The sequence below is a fragment of the Desulfotruncus arcticus DSM 17038 genome (assembly GCF_900113335.1).
In the GTDB taxonomy this organism is placed as follows: domain Bacteria; phylum Bacillota; class Desulfotomaculia; order Desulfotomaculales; family Desulfallaceae; genus Desulfotruncus; species Desulfotruncus arcticus.
In genome coordinates this window covers 1-14,485 of record NZ_FOOX01000009.1, presented here as the reverse complement: position 1 = coordinate 14,485, position 14,485 = coordinate 1, and the positions used below count along the sequence as shown (strand labels likewise).

At 48.5% G+C, this 14,485-nt stretch carries 10 protein-coding genes and 1 pseudogene; 3 read left to right on the top strand and 8 right to left on the bottom strand.

All coding sequences use genetic code 11. The annotated features are described in order from the left end of the window. Positions 1-54: 54 nt before the first annotated feature. Positions 55-1,284, bottom strand: a complete 1,230-nt coding sequence (locus BM056_RS12605) for a metallophosphoesterase (protein WP_092471782.1) — start codon at positions 1,282-1,284, stop codon at positions 55-57. A gap of 95 nt (positions 1,285-1,379) precedes the next feature. Next, positions 1,380-1,730, bottom strand: coding sequence for an Asp23/Gls24 family envelope stress response protein (locus BM056_RS12600; RefSeq protein ID WP_092471781.1), 351 nt, complete (start codon positions 1,728-1,730; stop codon positions 1,380-1,382). A gap of 259 nt (positions 1,731-1,989) precedes the next feature. On the opposite strand from BM056_RS12600, the gene BM056_RS12595 reads away from it, so the two are divergent. Beyond that, entirely contained in the window at positions 1,990-3,381 is a 1,392-nt protein-coding gene (locus tag BM056_RS12595) for a sigma-54 interaction domain-containing protein (RefSeq protein ID WP_092471780.1), read from the top strand. An 11-nt stretch (positions 3,382-3,392) separates the two neighbouring features. Here BM056_RS12595 and BM056_RS12590 read toward each other — a convergent pair whose 3' ends face one another. Further along, positions 3,393-4,442: an HD-GYP domain-containing protein gene (locus tag BM056_RS12590; protein WP_131820761.1), complete on the bottom strand. Its 1,050-nt coding sequence runs from the start codon at positions 4,440-4,442 to the stop codon at positions 3,393-3,395. Positions 4,443-4,780: 338 nt separating this feature from the next. Here BM056_RS12590 and BM056_RS12585 point away from each other — a divergent pair, with 338 nt between their 5' ends. Both BM056_RS12585 and BM056_RS12575 read left to right on the top strand, forming a co-directional pair. Beyond that, positions 4,781-6,139, top strand: a complete 1,359-nt coding sequence (locus BM056_RS12585; protein WP_092471778.1) for an acetyl-CoA hydrolase/transferase family protein — start codon at positions 4,781-4,783, stop codon at positions 6,137-6,139. Between the two features lie 460 nt (positions 6,140-6,599). Then, the gene (locus tag BM056_RS12575) at positions 6,600-7,736 is read left to right on the top strand and encodes a CapA family protein (RefSeq protein ID WP_238456459.1); all 1,137 of its coding nucleotides are present in this window, start codon (positions 6,600-6,602) and stop codon (positions 7,734-7,736) included. Between the two features lie 8 nt (positions 7,737-7,744). Here BM056_RS12575 and clpB read toward each other — a convergent pair whose 3' ends face one another. From clpB to BM056_RS26645, 5 genes and pseudogenes are all read right to left on the bottom strand, one after another. Next, positions 7,745-10,339, bottom strand: coding sequence for an ATP-dependent chaperone ClpB (clpB, locus tag BM056_RS12570; protein ID WP_092471775.1), 2,595 nt, complete (start codon positions 10,337-10,339; stop codon positions 7,745-7,747). A gap of 7 nt (positions 10,340-10,346) precedes the next feature. Beyond that, positions 10,347-10,607 carry a chaperone modulator CbpM gene (locus tag BM056_RS12565; RefSeq protein ID WP_238456449.1) on the bottom strand — a complete coding sequence of 87 codons (261 nt, stop codon included), beginning with the start codon at positions 10,605-10,607 and terminating at the stop codon, positions 10,347-10,349. A gap of 31 nt (positions 10,608-10,638) precedes the next feature. Further along, positions 10,639-11,640, bottom strand: a complete 1,002-nt coding sequence (locus BM056_RS12560) for a DnaJ C-terminal domain-containing protein (RefSeq protein ID WP_092471773.1) — start codon at positions 11,638-11,640, stop codon at positions 10,639-10,641. Positions 11,641-11,863: 223 nt separating this feature from the next. Continuing rightward, positions 11,864-13,789: a molecular chaperone DnaK gene (gene dnaK, locus BM056_RS12555; RefSeq protein ID WP_092471772.1), complete on the bottom strand. Its 1,926-nt coding sequence runs from the start codon at positions 13,787-13,789 to the stop codon at positions 11,864-11,866. Positions 13,790-14,225: 436 nt separating this feature from the next. Next, positions 14,226-14,485: pseudogene (locus BM056_RS26645) on the bottom strand (IS1634 family transposase); the annotation flags it as partial.

Here is a 14,485-nt window from a genome sequence, read left to right as displayed (position 1 = left end):
ACAGCCTTCATGGCTGCATTATCATTATAATTATATAAAATCCACCAACTCCGGTCAATCATTTTTTGGCTCCGGGGCTCCGACCGGAGCACCAAGGTTAATTTTTACGGCGTCTCTCAGCGCGGCGTTCAGATTATGGCAAAAATCATAAATATCCCTTTTTATCACCAGTGGCCGGACTTCAAACTGTCTATCCGGTACGGCAATGAATACATGTGACCGCAGGTTATCCCGACCCGGCCACAATTCATCCACAGTCCACCCTCCGGCATTGTAAACCTGGCAGTTCCCCACTTGCTCCCCGTACACGGGACGGTGAGTATGGCCAAAAACAAGGCTGAATTCTTGTGGATACGCTTCCGGAGCAAGCTCGCGCTCCCGCTCAATATACTGCAGGTACTTGGCAACGCGCGATGATAACCCGGACCCTAAAGAGGCATTGCGATCGCCGCCTTTTTTTACATCACCAAACAGCCTTTTGAAAAACTTCCCCATGGTAATATAATCAAAGATATGGCCCAACCTTTCAAAAGCCCAGCGAAATTCCTCAAAAGCATTTTCTATTTGTTCTGAAAGCCGGCCGGACTGGCCGCTGCCGTACATGATGAATTCAAGGTAAGAAGAATTAAACATCTCCAATTCGGACAGGTTTTGAGCCTGAATTACATTGGTACCGATCCAGGACTGCTTGTGGTCAAAGAAGTGTCCGTGGTGGAATAAAATTGTTTGATCACCGCAGTTAGTTATATAATTTGGATAAGCAAGCCAGAAACGCCCCCTTAAAAAGGGGGGCAATAAATTAAGCAAAAACTGCACCCCAAAGTTCATGCTGTTAAAGGCGCCTGTTCCCTTACCCGGTCCGGTAATTCTGGGGTATTCGCCCGGCAGCTGTTTATTGAGCAGCGGTCTTTTAATATACTCATCCTCGCATACCTGCGTCCAAATATGATGGTCATGGTTTCCGGGAACCCATACTACCGCGCCTGGCGATAGGCCGGTAAACAGCAGGCTAAAGAATTCCCGCGCTTGCAATAGGCAATCGCTGTAGGAAGCCAGGCTCAGGTCAATGATATCTCCGACTAAAACCACTTCAGCTATGCCACCTGTTTCCCAGGCGATATTATGCATAAGCATATTCAACTCATACGGGGTTGAATTTTGCGGTGGGTTTTGGAAAGCATTATCATCCTTTAGAATTGGGGGAACGGCCTCTCTCAGCAGGGGGTTCAAAGCAGAGGATTCTTCGCCTAAATGCAGATCGCTGATCGCCACCACTGCCGGCATGCACTAACACTCCTCAAAAAATAATCTATTAATAAACAGATTATGCAGCCGGCTTATATTTGGTTTTAGTTCTTTTACATGTCTTTACCCAATAATTATTCCTGTAGATCCAGACTGGCCACAGTCACGTTTACAGCAGCAACATACAAGTCAGTCATTTCTTCAATGTTTTCTTTAATTTTCTGCTGAACAGTTTGAGCGCACTCGCGCAGCAGCATTCCATATTTTGCAACAATAGAAACATCCACGATGACTTTCTTTTCTTCCACTGTGATCTTATGAATATAAGAGTAGTTTTTGCGGCCAAGAATACTGCCCGTTACCCGGCCTTCAACCCCTGCAACGCCTTCAACCTGTGACAGGGCGATGCCGACCATGGTTTTAAGAACATCTTCATTGTACCTAATGGTTCCCATATTATTTTTTTCGGAAGGATAAACTTTCATTAATTTGTCCTCCTAACTCCGACGTTTTGTCCCCTTTCCTTAAATATAAACCATTTCGACGAGGTATATCAATGACCAATACTACCGTTGCCCAAAAAAAATCACCCTGCCGGGCCTGTGATTCTTAAATGTGACTTTTAAACGGCAGGCAAGCGCTTGACAGTCTGCGGTTATGATTGGGGTACTACTATAAACAGCTCCTGATCTAAGCAAGGAAATACGCACTATATGTCGAATAATCACTTCAGGGGGAGTCAATATGGCCAATAAAATAAGCAATCAATCCTTTACCAGGGAAGAATTACTACAAGCAATGGTGGAAACCCCTCATGAGGCAATAATATTTGTCGACACAGGAGGGATAATCAGGCTTATTAACGAAGGTTACGCAGAATTTCTGGGATACCGGCCCGAACAACTAGTCAACCGTCATATCCTTGAAATTGTTCCTCAAACGCAATTACTGGAAGTTCTTAAAACCGGCAAACCGCAATACGGTGATATTTGGGCAATTAATGGCCAAAGAGTGGTGGTGACCAGATTGCCCATAGAGAAAGACGGACAAATTATTGGTGTGCTGGGGCGGAGTATGTTTCGCGACGAAATAGCACTGGCCCTTGATTTCGCCCAAAAAATAAAAAAGCTGGAAGAACAACTCGCCAGTTACCGTGCCGAACTGGACCATGCCAGGCGCGCCAAATATGAAGTTGATGAAATTATTGGTAACAGCGATAAAATGCTAAAACTCAAAAATAGAATTTTCAAAGTGGCTAAAACATCTTCCACTGTGCTGATTACCGGTGATAGCGGCACGGGAAAGGAACTGTTTGCCCACGCCATTCATAACGCCAGCAACCGCAGGAACCGGGCTTTCGTGCGGGTTAACTGCACTTCTATACCAATGGACCTATTGGAATCCGAGCTTTTCGGCTATGATGAAGGAGCTTTCACCGGAGCCAAACGGGGCGGTAAGCTTGGCAAATTCGAAATTGCCCAAGGTGGTACAATTTTCCTCGATGAAATTGGCGATATGGACAGGTCGATGCAGGCTAAACTGCTCAGGGTGCTGCAAGAAAAGGAGATTGAAAGAATCGGGGGCACCAAGCCCGTGCCGGTGGACGTCAGAGTTATAGCTGCAACTAATCGCAACCTGGAAGAAATGATGCAAACCAACCAGTTCCGGGAGGATTTGTACTACCGCCTGAATGTAGTTCTTTTTCAGGTTCCTCCGCTGCGAGAACGCAAAGAGGACATTCCCGGCCTGACCTCGGAGCTGATTAAAAAGCTAAATAAACGACTTGGAGCGGCAATCACCGGTCTCAACCAGGAAACAATGGAAATGTTTCTCAGTTACGACTGGCCCGGAAATGTGCGCGAATTGGAAAATCTTCTGGAGCAGGCGATTAACCTGGCAGAGAATAAAATTCTTTATCGTTTTGATTTTCCCGTTTTAAATAAACGCCTGCAAAGGCAATTAGAAGGCCACTCTGTCTCCGGCACCGTCAGGCCCTTACATGAAGTAGTAAAAGAAGCAGAAAAAAAAGCCATTTTAAAAGCCCTTAACGCTACAGATAACAATAAAAAAGAAGCGGCGCGTTTACTAGAGATACACCGCTCAGTTTTATATCGAAAACTGGAGCGTATAGATTAAAGTATTTAATTTTAAATGATGATATGATCAACCTCCAGGCCGGGCTGATCCTGTAAATTTATCAGCCCGAATTTAGTTTTAACAAGCGGCTTGGCGGGATCACCAGGGTGTATAAAAACTATTTCCCCTGCTGTCCCATCAGTCAGCGCTACCAACTCTCCTATATAGCACTCAGCAATCCTGGTCAAAAACGTCATTAAAATTCGGGTGTCCAGAACACCAAAATAATTAAACTGAAACTGCCTGATTACATGAAAAGGACACATTTTATTTCTGTAAGTCCTTTCAGAGGTCATAGCGTCATAAATATCCGCAATAGCCACAATTTTGGCAACCAGCGGTATTTTATCCTGCTTTAAACCCAGGGGATAGCCGCTGCCGTCGCCGCGCTCGTGGTGCATAAGTGCGCCGATCAGCACTGAATCGGGGGCCTTGGCCTCTTTCAATATTTTATAACCATTGACCGGGTGCTGTTTAATCTGCTCCCATTCTTCCCGAGAAAGTGAACCGGGCTTTTTTAATATACTTTGCGGTATAATACTTTTTCCTATGTCATGCAGCATCCCGGCTAAAATAACATCCCTCTTCAAGGTTTGCTTTATTTTTATCCAGTCACATATTACACCGCTGATCAAAGATACATTGATGCTGTGCCCCACAGTATGGTCATCCAGCATGCTGACTTGATTAAGGTACGCAAAAACATCACCTATATTACTGCCTATTTCCCCCATTAGCTTACTTGGAACATCAAACACCTGGTTCATATCAATATGGTTGCCGTCACTGATATATTTAATAATATCGGCAACCTCGTTTTCCATCTCGGCATAGGTATTCTGAAATTGCTCCACTTTAGCCTTGTCAAGTCGGTAGCCCGCGGTATCCGGCAAGCTTGAATCGCCCTGAACATTAATTTCAGTGTATCCAAGCCGCATAATTATTTTAATACTCTCAGGTGATAAAACAGTGCTGGCAGAAAGAAGGAGCACCCTTTCCAAATCATATACGTTTTCCTCCAAAACCATACCCGGCTTTAACAATTCAACTGAGCACAACACATTGTTTCACCTCAATTTACAGAACTGGAAATAAAAATACCTTATTATTTTAACATAAAAAACTAATATTAACCGTCTAAATAACTATACAACTAATCCGCCAATAATTAAAACCAGGCCATTCATGTCGCTTATTCGCAACACTTGCGACACAACCCCAAACTGTTGTTTTCATAGCCCTGCGCAGGTTTTTTAGACGCAAAATTAAGACACAAAAATATAAACTATGTGTTATTAAATAGCGTAAGCGCGCAAATAGACTGATAATACTGACATCAAAAGACTGGTATTGTTCTTGCTGCGATTTTAGTCAAATACGTTTTGGGGGGAGGATTTTAATGAATTATCATGAGGAGTATAAGTACAAGCTGCGCACCGCCGACGAAGCGGTAAAAGTAATTAAACCGGGAGACCTGATTGACTACGGAACTTTTGCCAACCAGGTGGTAGAAATTGACAAAGCGCTGGCCAAACGCAAGCCGGAATTAAAAGATGTATACATCCGCTCCGCAGCCAGAGTTTACGGACCGCCTATGATTGTGCTTTCAGACCCGCAGGGTGAAAGCTTTAATTTTAACAGCGGACATTTTACGTTAATTGACAGGCGGGTGCACGATTACGGGCTTTGTCACTTCCTTCCCATTCTTTTTAGAGAATGCCCCAGTTATGCCAATTATACCAGAAGTGACGTCGCTATGGTATCCGTTGCCCCAATGGACGAGCACGGCTATTTTAACTTCGGCCTGTCCAATACTTTCACCAGAGCTGTTATGGACATAGCCCCCAAAGTAATAGTTGAAGTAAATCCCCAAATGCCCAGGGTACCGGGCGGAAATAATGAATGTGTTCATATTTCCGAAGTAGATATGATAGTGGAAGCAGACTGGAACGTGCCCCCTATACCTGAGATCCCTATTTCAGAGGTTGACCAGAAAATTGCTATGTTAATAATGAATGAGCTGGAAGACGGAGCCTGCATACAACTGGGCATAGGCGGCATGCCGAATGCACTGGGCAAGCTGATTGCTCAGTCCGACCTCAAAGACCTGGGAGCCCACACCGAAATGCTTTGTGACGCCTACCTGGACATGTGGGAGGCAGGCAAGCTTACCGGAAAACGTAAAAATATCGATACCGGTAAAATGGTATTCACCTTTGCCCTGGGCAGTAAAAAACTTTATGATTTTCTTCATAACAACCCGAGCGTAGCCTCATATTCTGTGGACTACACCAATTACCCGCATATAATTGCCCAAAACGATAAGGTTATGTCCATTAACGGCGCTCTCGAAGTGGACCTGTTCAGCCAGGTGGCTTCAGAATCAACCGGCAGCCGCCAGATCAGCGGCACCGGCGGGCAGGTGGATTTTGTGGAAGGAGCTTATCTTTCCAGGGGAGGTAAAGCATTTCTCTGCCTGCCGTCAACTTATAAAGATAAAAACGGTGAATTGCATTCCCGCATTAAACCTACCCTAAGTCCGGGAACCATTGTAACCACACCCCGCTCCATGGTAATGTACCTTGTAACGGAAAACGGAATGGTCAACTTGAAGTGCAAATCAACCTGGGAGCGGGCTGAGGCGCTCATTTCCCTGGCTCACCCGAACTTTCAGGAAGAATTGATCAAAGAAGCTGAAAAAATGAAGATCTGGACCAAGTCCAACAAAAAACCAACTGCCTGCCAGACAGCATCATAGAAAAGAACCTCTGAGGAAAGAAGGCATACCGCATAAAAATTAACCCGGGATATAATGCCCGGGGTTTTCTTTTTATTATTTATTTTATCTGCGGTTTATATCTGGCGAATTTCCCTTTTTTTGTTTATAATTAGAAAGGCTAACTAATTATTCGCAGGGGCAGGGGTGAAATAATGCTCTGTAAAGATTGCTTGCATTTTAAACAATGGAAGGCTATTGAGGCCGCAATGTGTGAAAAAACAAATAAGCCTGTCGAAACCAGCAGCAGGCCTTGTGACGACTTTGTCAGTAAAAAACAGCTCACTGACGAATGGGGAGAATCCCATTCGGGAAAATGCAAGTGTTGTAGTTAAAAGACAATAAACCCCGGACTGCCGGGGTTTTGTTTTAGCTATTATGATTTTATACTTTTTTAAAGAAGGGGTTTATCATTAACAAAAGATTTTTACTATATTTGCTGGTGTTATTGACCGGATGTTCGGCCGAACCTGCCACTAACGTTAAAACAGCCCCCCCGCCTGAACCACGCCAGGTAAGCATTCATATAGTGGCGGTGGGTGACTTGCTGATGCATATGCCTGTAATCCAATCGGTTAAAAACCCGGAATCAGGCAGCTATGAATTCAGCCACATCTTTACGCCGGTGCAGGGGCTGATTGAAAACGCCGATTACAGTATCACCAACCTGGAAACCCGCCTGGCCGGCGCGGAATACGGCTATTCAGGGTATCCCGTTTTTAACTGCCCGGCCGATCTGGCCGGAGAAATGAAAAAAGTTGGCTTTGACCTTTTTCTCACCGCCAACAATCACAGCCTGGACAAGGGAACGGGCGGCGTTATCGCCACCCTTGGCAATATTGAGGCCGCGGGGTTGGACCATGTCGGAACATACAGCAGCGCAGAGGCCAAAAGCAAACCTTTAATTAAAACCATTAAAGGCATTCGGGTGGGAATCATCAACTATACCACTATCACCAACGGTATTCCTGTGCCGGCTGACAAACCTTACCTGGTTAATGTTGTGAACCGCCCGGCAATATTAAAAGAGCTGCAAGCTATACAAGATGCCGGGGTGGATATTATTATCGCCTGTATCCATTTCGGCATCGAATACAGCCGCTATCCCGACAAAGAGCAAAAGGAACTGGTTGATTTTTTATTTGACTCCGGTGTTGATGTTGTTCTGGGCAACCACGCCCATGTTGTTGAGCCGGCGGAAATTAGAACTATGACCGAAGATAACATTGAAAAGAAGAAATTCGTTATTTATTCACTGGGCAATTTTATTTCCAACCAGCGCTGGAGGTACTCAGACAGTGGCTTACTAATCAACCTGGCACTTGATAAAGATCTTGGCAGCGGCCTAACAACCCTGCGTGAAATCAAACTGATACCAACCTGGGTGGATACCTACCGGGTCAGCGGCAAGCAGCATTACAGAATACTGGAGGTAAATCAAGCCATTAAAGATTATGAAAACAAAGCCGACCCGCTGCTAACCGCTGATGATTACCAGCGGCTAAAGCAGGTGGCTGACGAGTTGAGCCCGGAGTTTTTGTTTTCCCTGGACAGTAGTTTAGAATCAGCAGCAAGATAATAATGTTGTTATTCTTTAATCAATTGCAGTTCGCCTTGATCGGAACTAAGTGTCAAAGTATCTCCCGGCGCAATCGCGCCTTTGATAATCATCCGGCTGACCGCCGTTTCAACTTCCTGTTGGATCAGCCGTTTTAAGGGCCTGGCGCCATAGGCAGGCTCATACCCTCTGTTGGCCAGGTAGTTTAAAGCACTGTCATCCCACCTAAATTTTATGCCCGTTCCGGCAGTGATGCGCATAGCCAGTTTTTCCAGCAGCAGGCCGGCAATTTGCCGTACCTGGGCCTGGTTGAGGGCGTGGAAGACTACAATTTCATCCACCCGGTTGAGGAATTCGGGCCGGAAGTGCTTCCGCAGTATGCCCAACACGCTGGCCTTCATTTGGTCGAAATCCCCGCCCCGCTCCTGCTGACCTAATATTTCCTGGCTGCCGAGATTGGAGGTCATAATTACCACCGTATTCCGGAAGTTAACGGTGCGCCCCTGACCGTCAGTCAGCCTGCCGTCGTCCAGCAGCTGCAGCAGGATATTAAATACGTCCGGGTGGGCTTTTTCTATTTCATCCAGCAAGATTACGGAATAAGGCTTGCGCCGCACCGCCTCCGTCAGTTGCCCGCCCTCCTCGTAGCCGACATAGCCGGGCGGGGCCCCGATTAAACGGGATACAGCATGTTTTTCCATGTATTCGGACATATCCAGCCTGGTCATGCTGCGCTCGTCGTCGAACAGTGACTGGGCCAGCGCCCGCGCCAGCTCGGTCTTGCCAACTCCGGTGGGTCCCAGGAAAATAAAACTGCCAATGGGCCGGTTGGGGTCTTTGATGCCGGCCCGGGCCCGCAGAACGGCATCGGCCACCGCCCGTACCGCCTCGTCCTGCCCAATGACCCGCTTGTGCAGTTCATCATCCAGGTGGATCAGTTTTTCTTTCTCGCCTTCCATCAATTTGCTCACCGGGATGCCGGTCCAGCGGCTGACTACCCTGGCCACATCTTCTTCATCTACTTCTTCTTTAAGCAGCATACCGTGCTTTTGCTTGCCTGCCAAATTCTCTTCTTCCGCTTTAAGGCGCCGCTCCAGGTCGTTCAAACGACCGTATTTCAGTTCCGCCAGCCTGTTCAGGTCGTAATCCCGCTCGGCGCGCTCAATTTCCTGGCGGGTTTCTTCAATTTCCTTTTTAATCTGGCGCACTCTGGAAATTGACTGTTTTTCCACCTGCCACCGGGCCTTCATGGCATCGGCTTCGCCGCGTAATTCCGCCAGCTGTTTTTTGATTTTATTCAGCCGGTCCCGGGAGACGGTATCCTTTTCCTTACTCAGCGCGGCTTCTTCGATTTCAAGCTGCATAATACGGCGGGTAATTTGGTCCAACTCCGCCGGCATGCTGTCGATTTCAGTGCGCAGCCGGGCCGCCGCCTCGTCCATCAGATCAATGGCCTTGTCGGGCAGGAAACGGTCGGAAATATACCGGTCTGAAAGTGTCGCAGCGGCTACCAGCGCGCCGTCCTGAATACGCACACCGTGGTGCACCTCATAGCGCTCCTTTAAGCCGCGCAAAATTGAGATGGTGTCCTCCACGGAGGGAGGGTTAACTATTACCGACTGGAACCGCCTTTCCAATGCGGCGTCCTTTTCAACATGCTTGCGGTATTCATCCAGCGTGGTGGCACCAATGGTGCGCAGCTCGCCCCGGGTCAGCATGGGTTTTAAAATATTGCCCGCATCCACGGCGCCCTCGGCCTTGCCGGCCCCCACCACGGTATGGAGTTCATCGATAAACAAGATAATCCTGCCCTGGGATTGCTGCACTTCCTTCAGCACCGCTTTGAGCCGCTCTTCAAACTCGCCCCGGTATTTGGCCCCGGCCAGCAGCGATCCCATATCCAGGCCAATGATAAGCTTGTCTTTTAACCCCTCGGGCACGTCACCCGCCACTATGCGCCTGGCAAGACCTTCCACGATAGCGGTTTTACCAACGCCCGGCTCCCCGATTAATACGGGATTATTTTTGGTACGCCTTGATAGTATCTCAATAGCCCGGCGAATCTCATTATCTCTGCCGATAACAGGGTCCAGTTTTCCTTCTGCCGCTAGTTTGGTCAGGTCCCGGCCGTAACGCTCCAGCGCCTCATAGGTTTCCTCGGGATTTTCCCCGGTTACCCGCTGGTTCCCCCGGACCGCGCGCAGGGAATTAAGCAGTGTAGCCCTGGTTATCCCGGACTGGCGTAGGGCTTCCCCGGTTTCCGGCTCGCCTTCTTCCACCAGTGCTAAAAGCAGGTGTTCGACACTCACGTAGTCGTCCTTCATATCCCGGGCCTCTTTTTCCGCCCGCGCCAAAACTCTGGCCAGCCCGGAACCCAGGTGCAGCGTACCCTCGTAGCCGGTTACCACCGGAATTCTTTTTAATAAAGCCTCAACCTTGCCGGCCAGATCAACAGGGTTCATTCCGGCATGTTCCACAAACCGGGGAACCATGCCGCCTTCCTGTGCCAGCAGCACAGCCAGCAAATGTTTGCCGGTAACTTCCTGGTGATGTTTTTCAGCAGCCAGCTGCTGGGCGGCAGCCAGCGCTTCCCTTGATTTTTGCGTATAGCGATTAATATCCATTGAGCATTCACCTCCTCTTTAAATGTTCAATTTGATCCTGCAACTGCTCAATGCGCTCCAAAAGCTCCAGAATAATGGCTGCTCCCGACAGGTTAACCCCCAGGTTACGGCGTAATCTCATTATTTTTTCCGCCCTGGCCGCGTGGTCGGCCCGGATACCTCCCCGGTGCAATTCAAGAACGCCGAACTCGGCCAATAATTCAATAATTTCAGGGTGCAATTCCAGTGACTCCAGATCGACTAATGTTTCATCTTCTGTTACGGGCAAAGTATGGGATACAGTTCTAAATAATATTTCTTCATTGCCCCTGCACCCCTTTCCTGAGTTCGGCTATTTGACGGTAAAGATTTTCTTCTTCCGCCGACAGGTTTTCAGGAAGATCTATTTTTACCCGCACGTACTCATCCCCCCTGCCGCCCCGGACCGGTAACCCCTTGCCTTTTAAACGCAGGCGTTTGCCCACCCGGATGCCGGCAGGTATCTTCAGGTTAACCGGGCCATCCAGAGTGGGAACAGAAACCCTGTCGCCCAGAACGGCCTGCTCGGGTCGCAAAGTAATCTCAGTTTCCAGGTCTTGGCCGGAAACCTTGAAAGCCGGATGCGGCAGCAACCGTACTTTTAGATATAAGTCACCTGAGCCTCCTCCGTTTAAGCCTGCACCGCCCTGGTTTTTCAGCCTGATGCGGCTGCCCTCGCTTACGCCGGGAGGAATTTTCACCGTCAGTGTTTTAACGCCGCTTTTTTCACCGGTGCCTCCGCAGACGCTGCAAAAAGATTTGCCGTCATGTCCGGCTCCGCCGCAGGCGGCGCAAAGCTCGCGGGTCGAAAGCTGCAGGTTCTTTTCCCCTCCCCGGTAAAGCTCTTCCAGGGAAAGCTCTAATTCCGCTTCAATATCTCTGCCGCGGGCCGGACCGCGCCGGGACGGGCGGGCGGCGCGACGAAATCCGGCACCGCCGCCGAAAAGCGTTTCAAAAAAGTCGCTGAAAGCGCTTTCCCCGCCGCCGCCAAAGTTGGTATGGAAAGTAAAGCCATCCATATCGGGAGGCGGGCGAAAATCCTGTCCCGCCTGCCAGTTGGCGCCCAGCCTGTCGTATTTGGCCCGCTTTGCCTTGTCTTTAAGCACCTCGTAAGCTTCATTAATCTGCTTGATCTTTTCTTCCGCCGCTTCCTTCTCTTTGCCGGTGTGCAAATCCGGATGCCATTTGCGGGCCAGCTTGCGATAGGCCGTTTTAATTTCTTTTTCAGTAGCGTCGCGGCCGACGCCAAGCACCTGATAATAGTCTTGAAACTTAACGCTCATAGATCACCACCCCCAGTAAAGAAGACTTGGTTCAGGTGGGGTTTTGACCCCACCTGAACCTTAGTCGCACTTATTTCGAGTTTATCGCCGCTTAACTCCATTAGTTGGGGACATTCCTGTCCCCAGAGAAATACCCAAGCTTCAGCAGGTGTGTCCCCTTTCCTTATGCGAGGCGGGAGTCTTAGCGGCGGTTAACGAGATGAAACCGGGTGCCGCAATGCGATTAGGCATTGGGCCGTTCCTCATATTCGGCGTCAATTACGTCGTCACCGCCGTGATATTGGGGACCGCCACCGCAGGTTCCACCGCTGCAGCCAGCCCCATCGGCCGTGTCCGCGCCGGTCTGTACCTGCTGGTAAGCCGCCTGAGACAGTGAGTAAGCTGCTTGCTGCAGATCATCCTTTAGTGAACGAATGCGATCTACCGCAGCGTTTTCTTTGAGCGCGGATCTTAGCTCTTCCAGCAGCTGCTCAATCCGGCCCTTTTCATGTACGGGAACCTTATCTCCCAAATCTTTGATTTGCCGGTCCACCTGGTACAGCAGAGTATCGGCCTCATTGCGGACCTCCACTTCCTCACGGCGCTTTTTATCTTCAACAGCATTGGCTTCGGCATCACGCACCATCCGGTCGATTTCCGCCTGGTCCAGGCTGGTCGACCCGCTGATCGTGACGGCCTGCTCTTTACCCGTTCCCTGGTCGCGGGCGCTTACTTTCAAGATCCCGTTGGCATCGATATCAAAGGTTACCTCAATTTGCGGCACGCCCCTGTGCGCGGCGGGGATGCCCTCCAGTTTAAACTGCCCCAGAGAACGGTTATCCCTGGCCATTTCCCTTTCACCCTGCAACACGTGTATATCCACTGCAGGCTGGTTATCTTCCGCGGTGGTGAACACCTGGCTGCGGCGCACCGGAATGGTAGTATTGCGTTCGATTACCCTGGCCATGACACTGCCCAGAGTCTCAACACCCAGTGACAGCGGGGTAACATCCAGCAGCAGCACATCTTTTACCTCACCGGCTAAAACTCCGCCCTGAATTGCGGCCCCAATGGCCACTACCTCGTCGGGGTTGACCCCCTGGTGCGGGTCTTTGCCGCCGGTCATTTCACGGACCAACTTTTGTACCGCCGGAATCCGGGATGATCCGCCGACCAGAATAACTTCGTCTATATCCTTTTCTGAAAGCTTGGCGTCTGCCAGGGCCGCTTTAACCGGACCGCGACATCTTTCAACCAGCTGATGGGTCAGGTCGTCAAACTTGGCCCGGGCCAGCTTCAGTTCCAGGTGTTTCGGGCCCGCCACATCCGCAGTGATAAAAGGCAGGCTGATTTGCGTTTCCAGCGTGGTGGACAACTCAATCTTGGCTTTTTCAGCCGCCTCGGTCAGGCGCTGCAGCGATTGTTTGTCGTTGCGCAGGTCAATACCGTAATCCTTTTTGAATTCTTCCGCCATCCAGTCGACAACAGCTTTATCAAAATCGTCGCCGCCCAGGTGGGTATCACCGTTGGTTGATTTTACTTCAAACACCCCGTCGCCAACTTCCAGAATTGAAACGTCAAAGGTACCACCACCCAAGTCAAAGACCAGAACAGTCTGGTTAACCTTTTTATCCAGCCCGTATGCCAGAGCTGCCGCAGTTGGCTCGTTAATAATGCGCAGCACGTTAAGACCGGCGATTTTGCCCGCGTTTTTCGTAGCCTGCCGCTGGGCGTCGTTGAAATAGGCCGGTACCGTAATGACAGCATCGGTCACTTTTTCGCCCAGGTATTTGGAAGCGTCATCCACCAGCTTGCGCAATACCATGGCTGATACCTCTTCAGGGGCGTACTGCTTGCCCCTGATGTTGAACCTCACCGCGTCATTGGGACCTGACTCAACCTTGTAAGGCACCAGCTCCCGCTCTCCTGACACTTCGGAATATTTACGTCCAATGAACCTTTTAACCGAGGATAGTGTATTGGACGGGTTTAATACCGACTGGCGCCTGGCTACCTGGCCGACAAGCCTTTCCCCGTCCTCTTTAAACGCCACCACAGAGTGGGTGGTCCGGGAACCCTCGGCATTCACTATCACCCCGGGTTTTCCGCCTTCCATAACAGATACCACAGAATTTGTAGTTCCAAGATCGATACCTATTGTCTTACCCATATTTTGAAACCTCCTTTTTGAAAAAACTAAATTATTTTACCAGTATTTTGAATCAGACCAGATGATATTATACCGCCACAGTTAGTGCCAACCACAAGCTCAGCAACCAGGTCAACAATTTGATCTTTACATCAGGACACTTTACATCATAGATGTAATTGTTAAAACTAAAGCAATGACCGCAACTTATTGACTTTAACTTTGACCTTTTCTGACTTTTATACTATACCAGATTTTTTATGCCGTCAACCTGTTTCCAGAAAAAAATACCATGACCAAGGTAAGTATATGCCAAAACTTTTTTGTATTGACAAGAAATGAATTTATAGGCTATAATCCTGTCTTTGACAGTTATAAGCCATGAAAAAGCTTGAAGACCCTGTATTTGCAGGGTCTTCAAGCTTTTTTGCACTATTAAAAAAGTGAGTAATATTTTTTATTTTTTAGTTATGCTAAAAAATTGTTTCATCAGTGTCTTTTTTATAATCTCGTAATCTGTTCGAAAACCAAAAGATTCATGTAGTGCATCAGTAAATTCGGTTCTTGTATAGGTCGGTATATACCCCTCTCCCTTAATCTCATAGAAATTCATTTCTTTCAATCCGTTGATGATTTCACTGCATGAAAACTTATTTCCTAGTTTCTTTTCCAATAATCGATAAATAATGAGGGACATAAAGCAGGTAGTAAAATGTG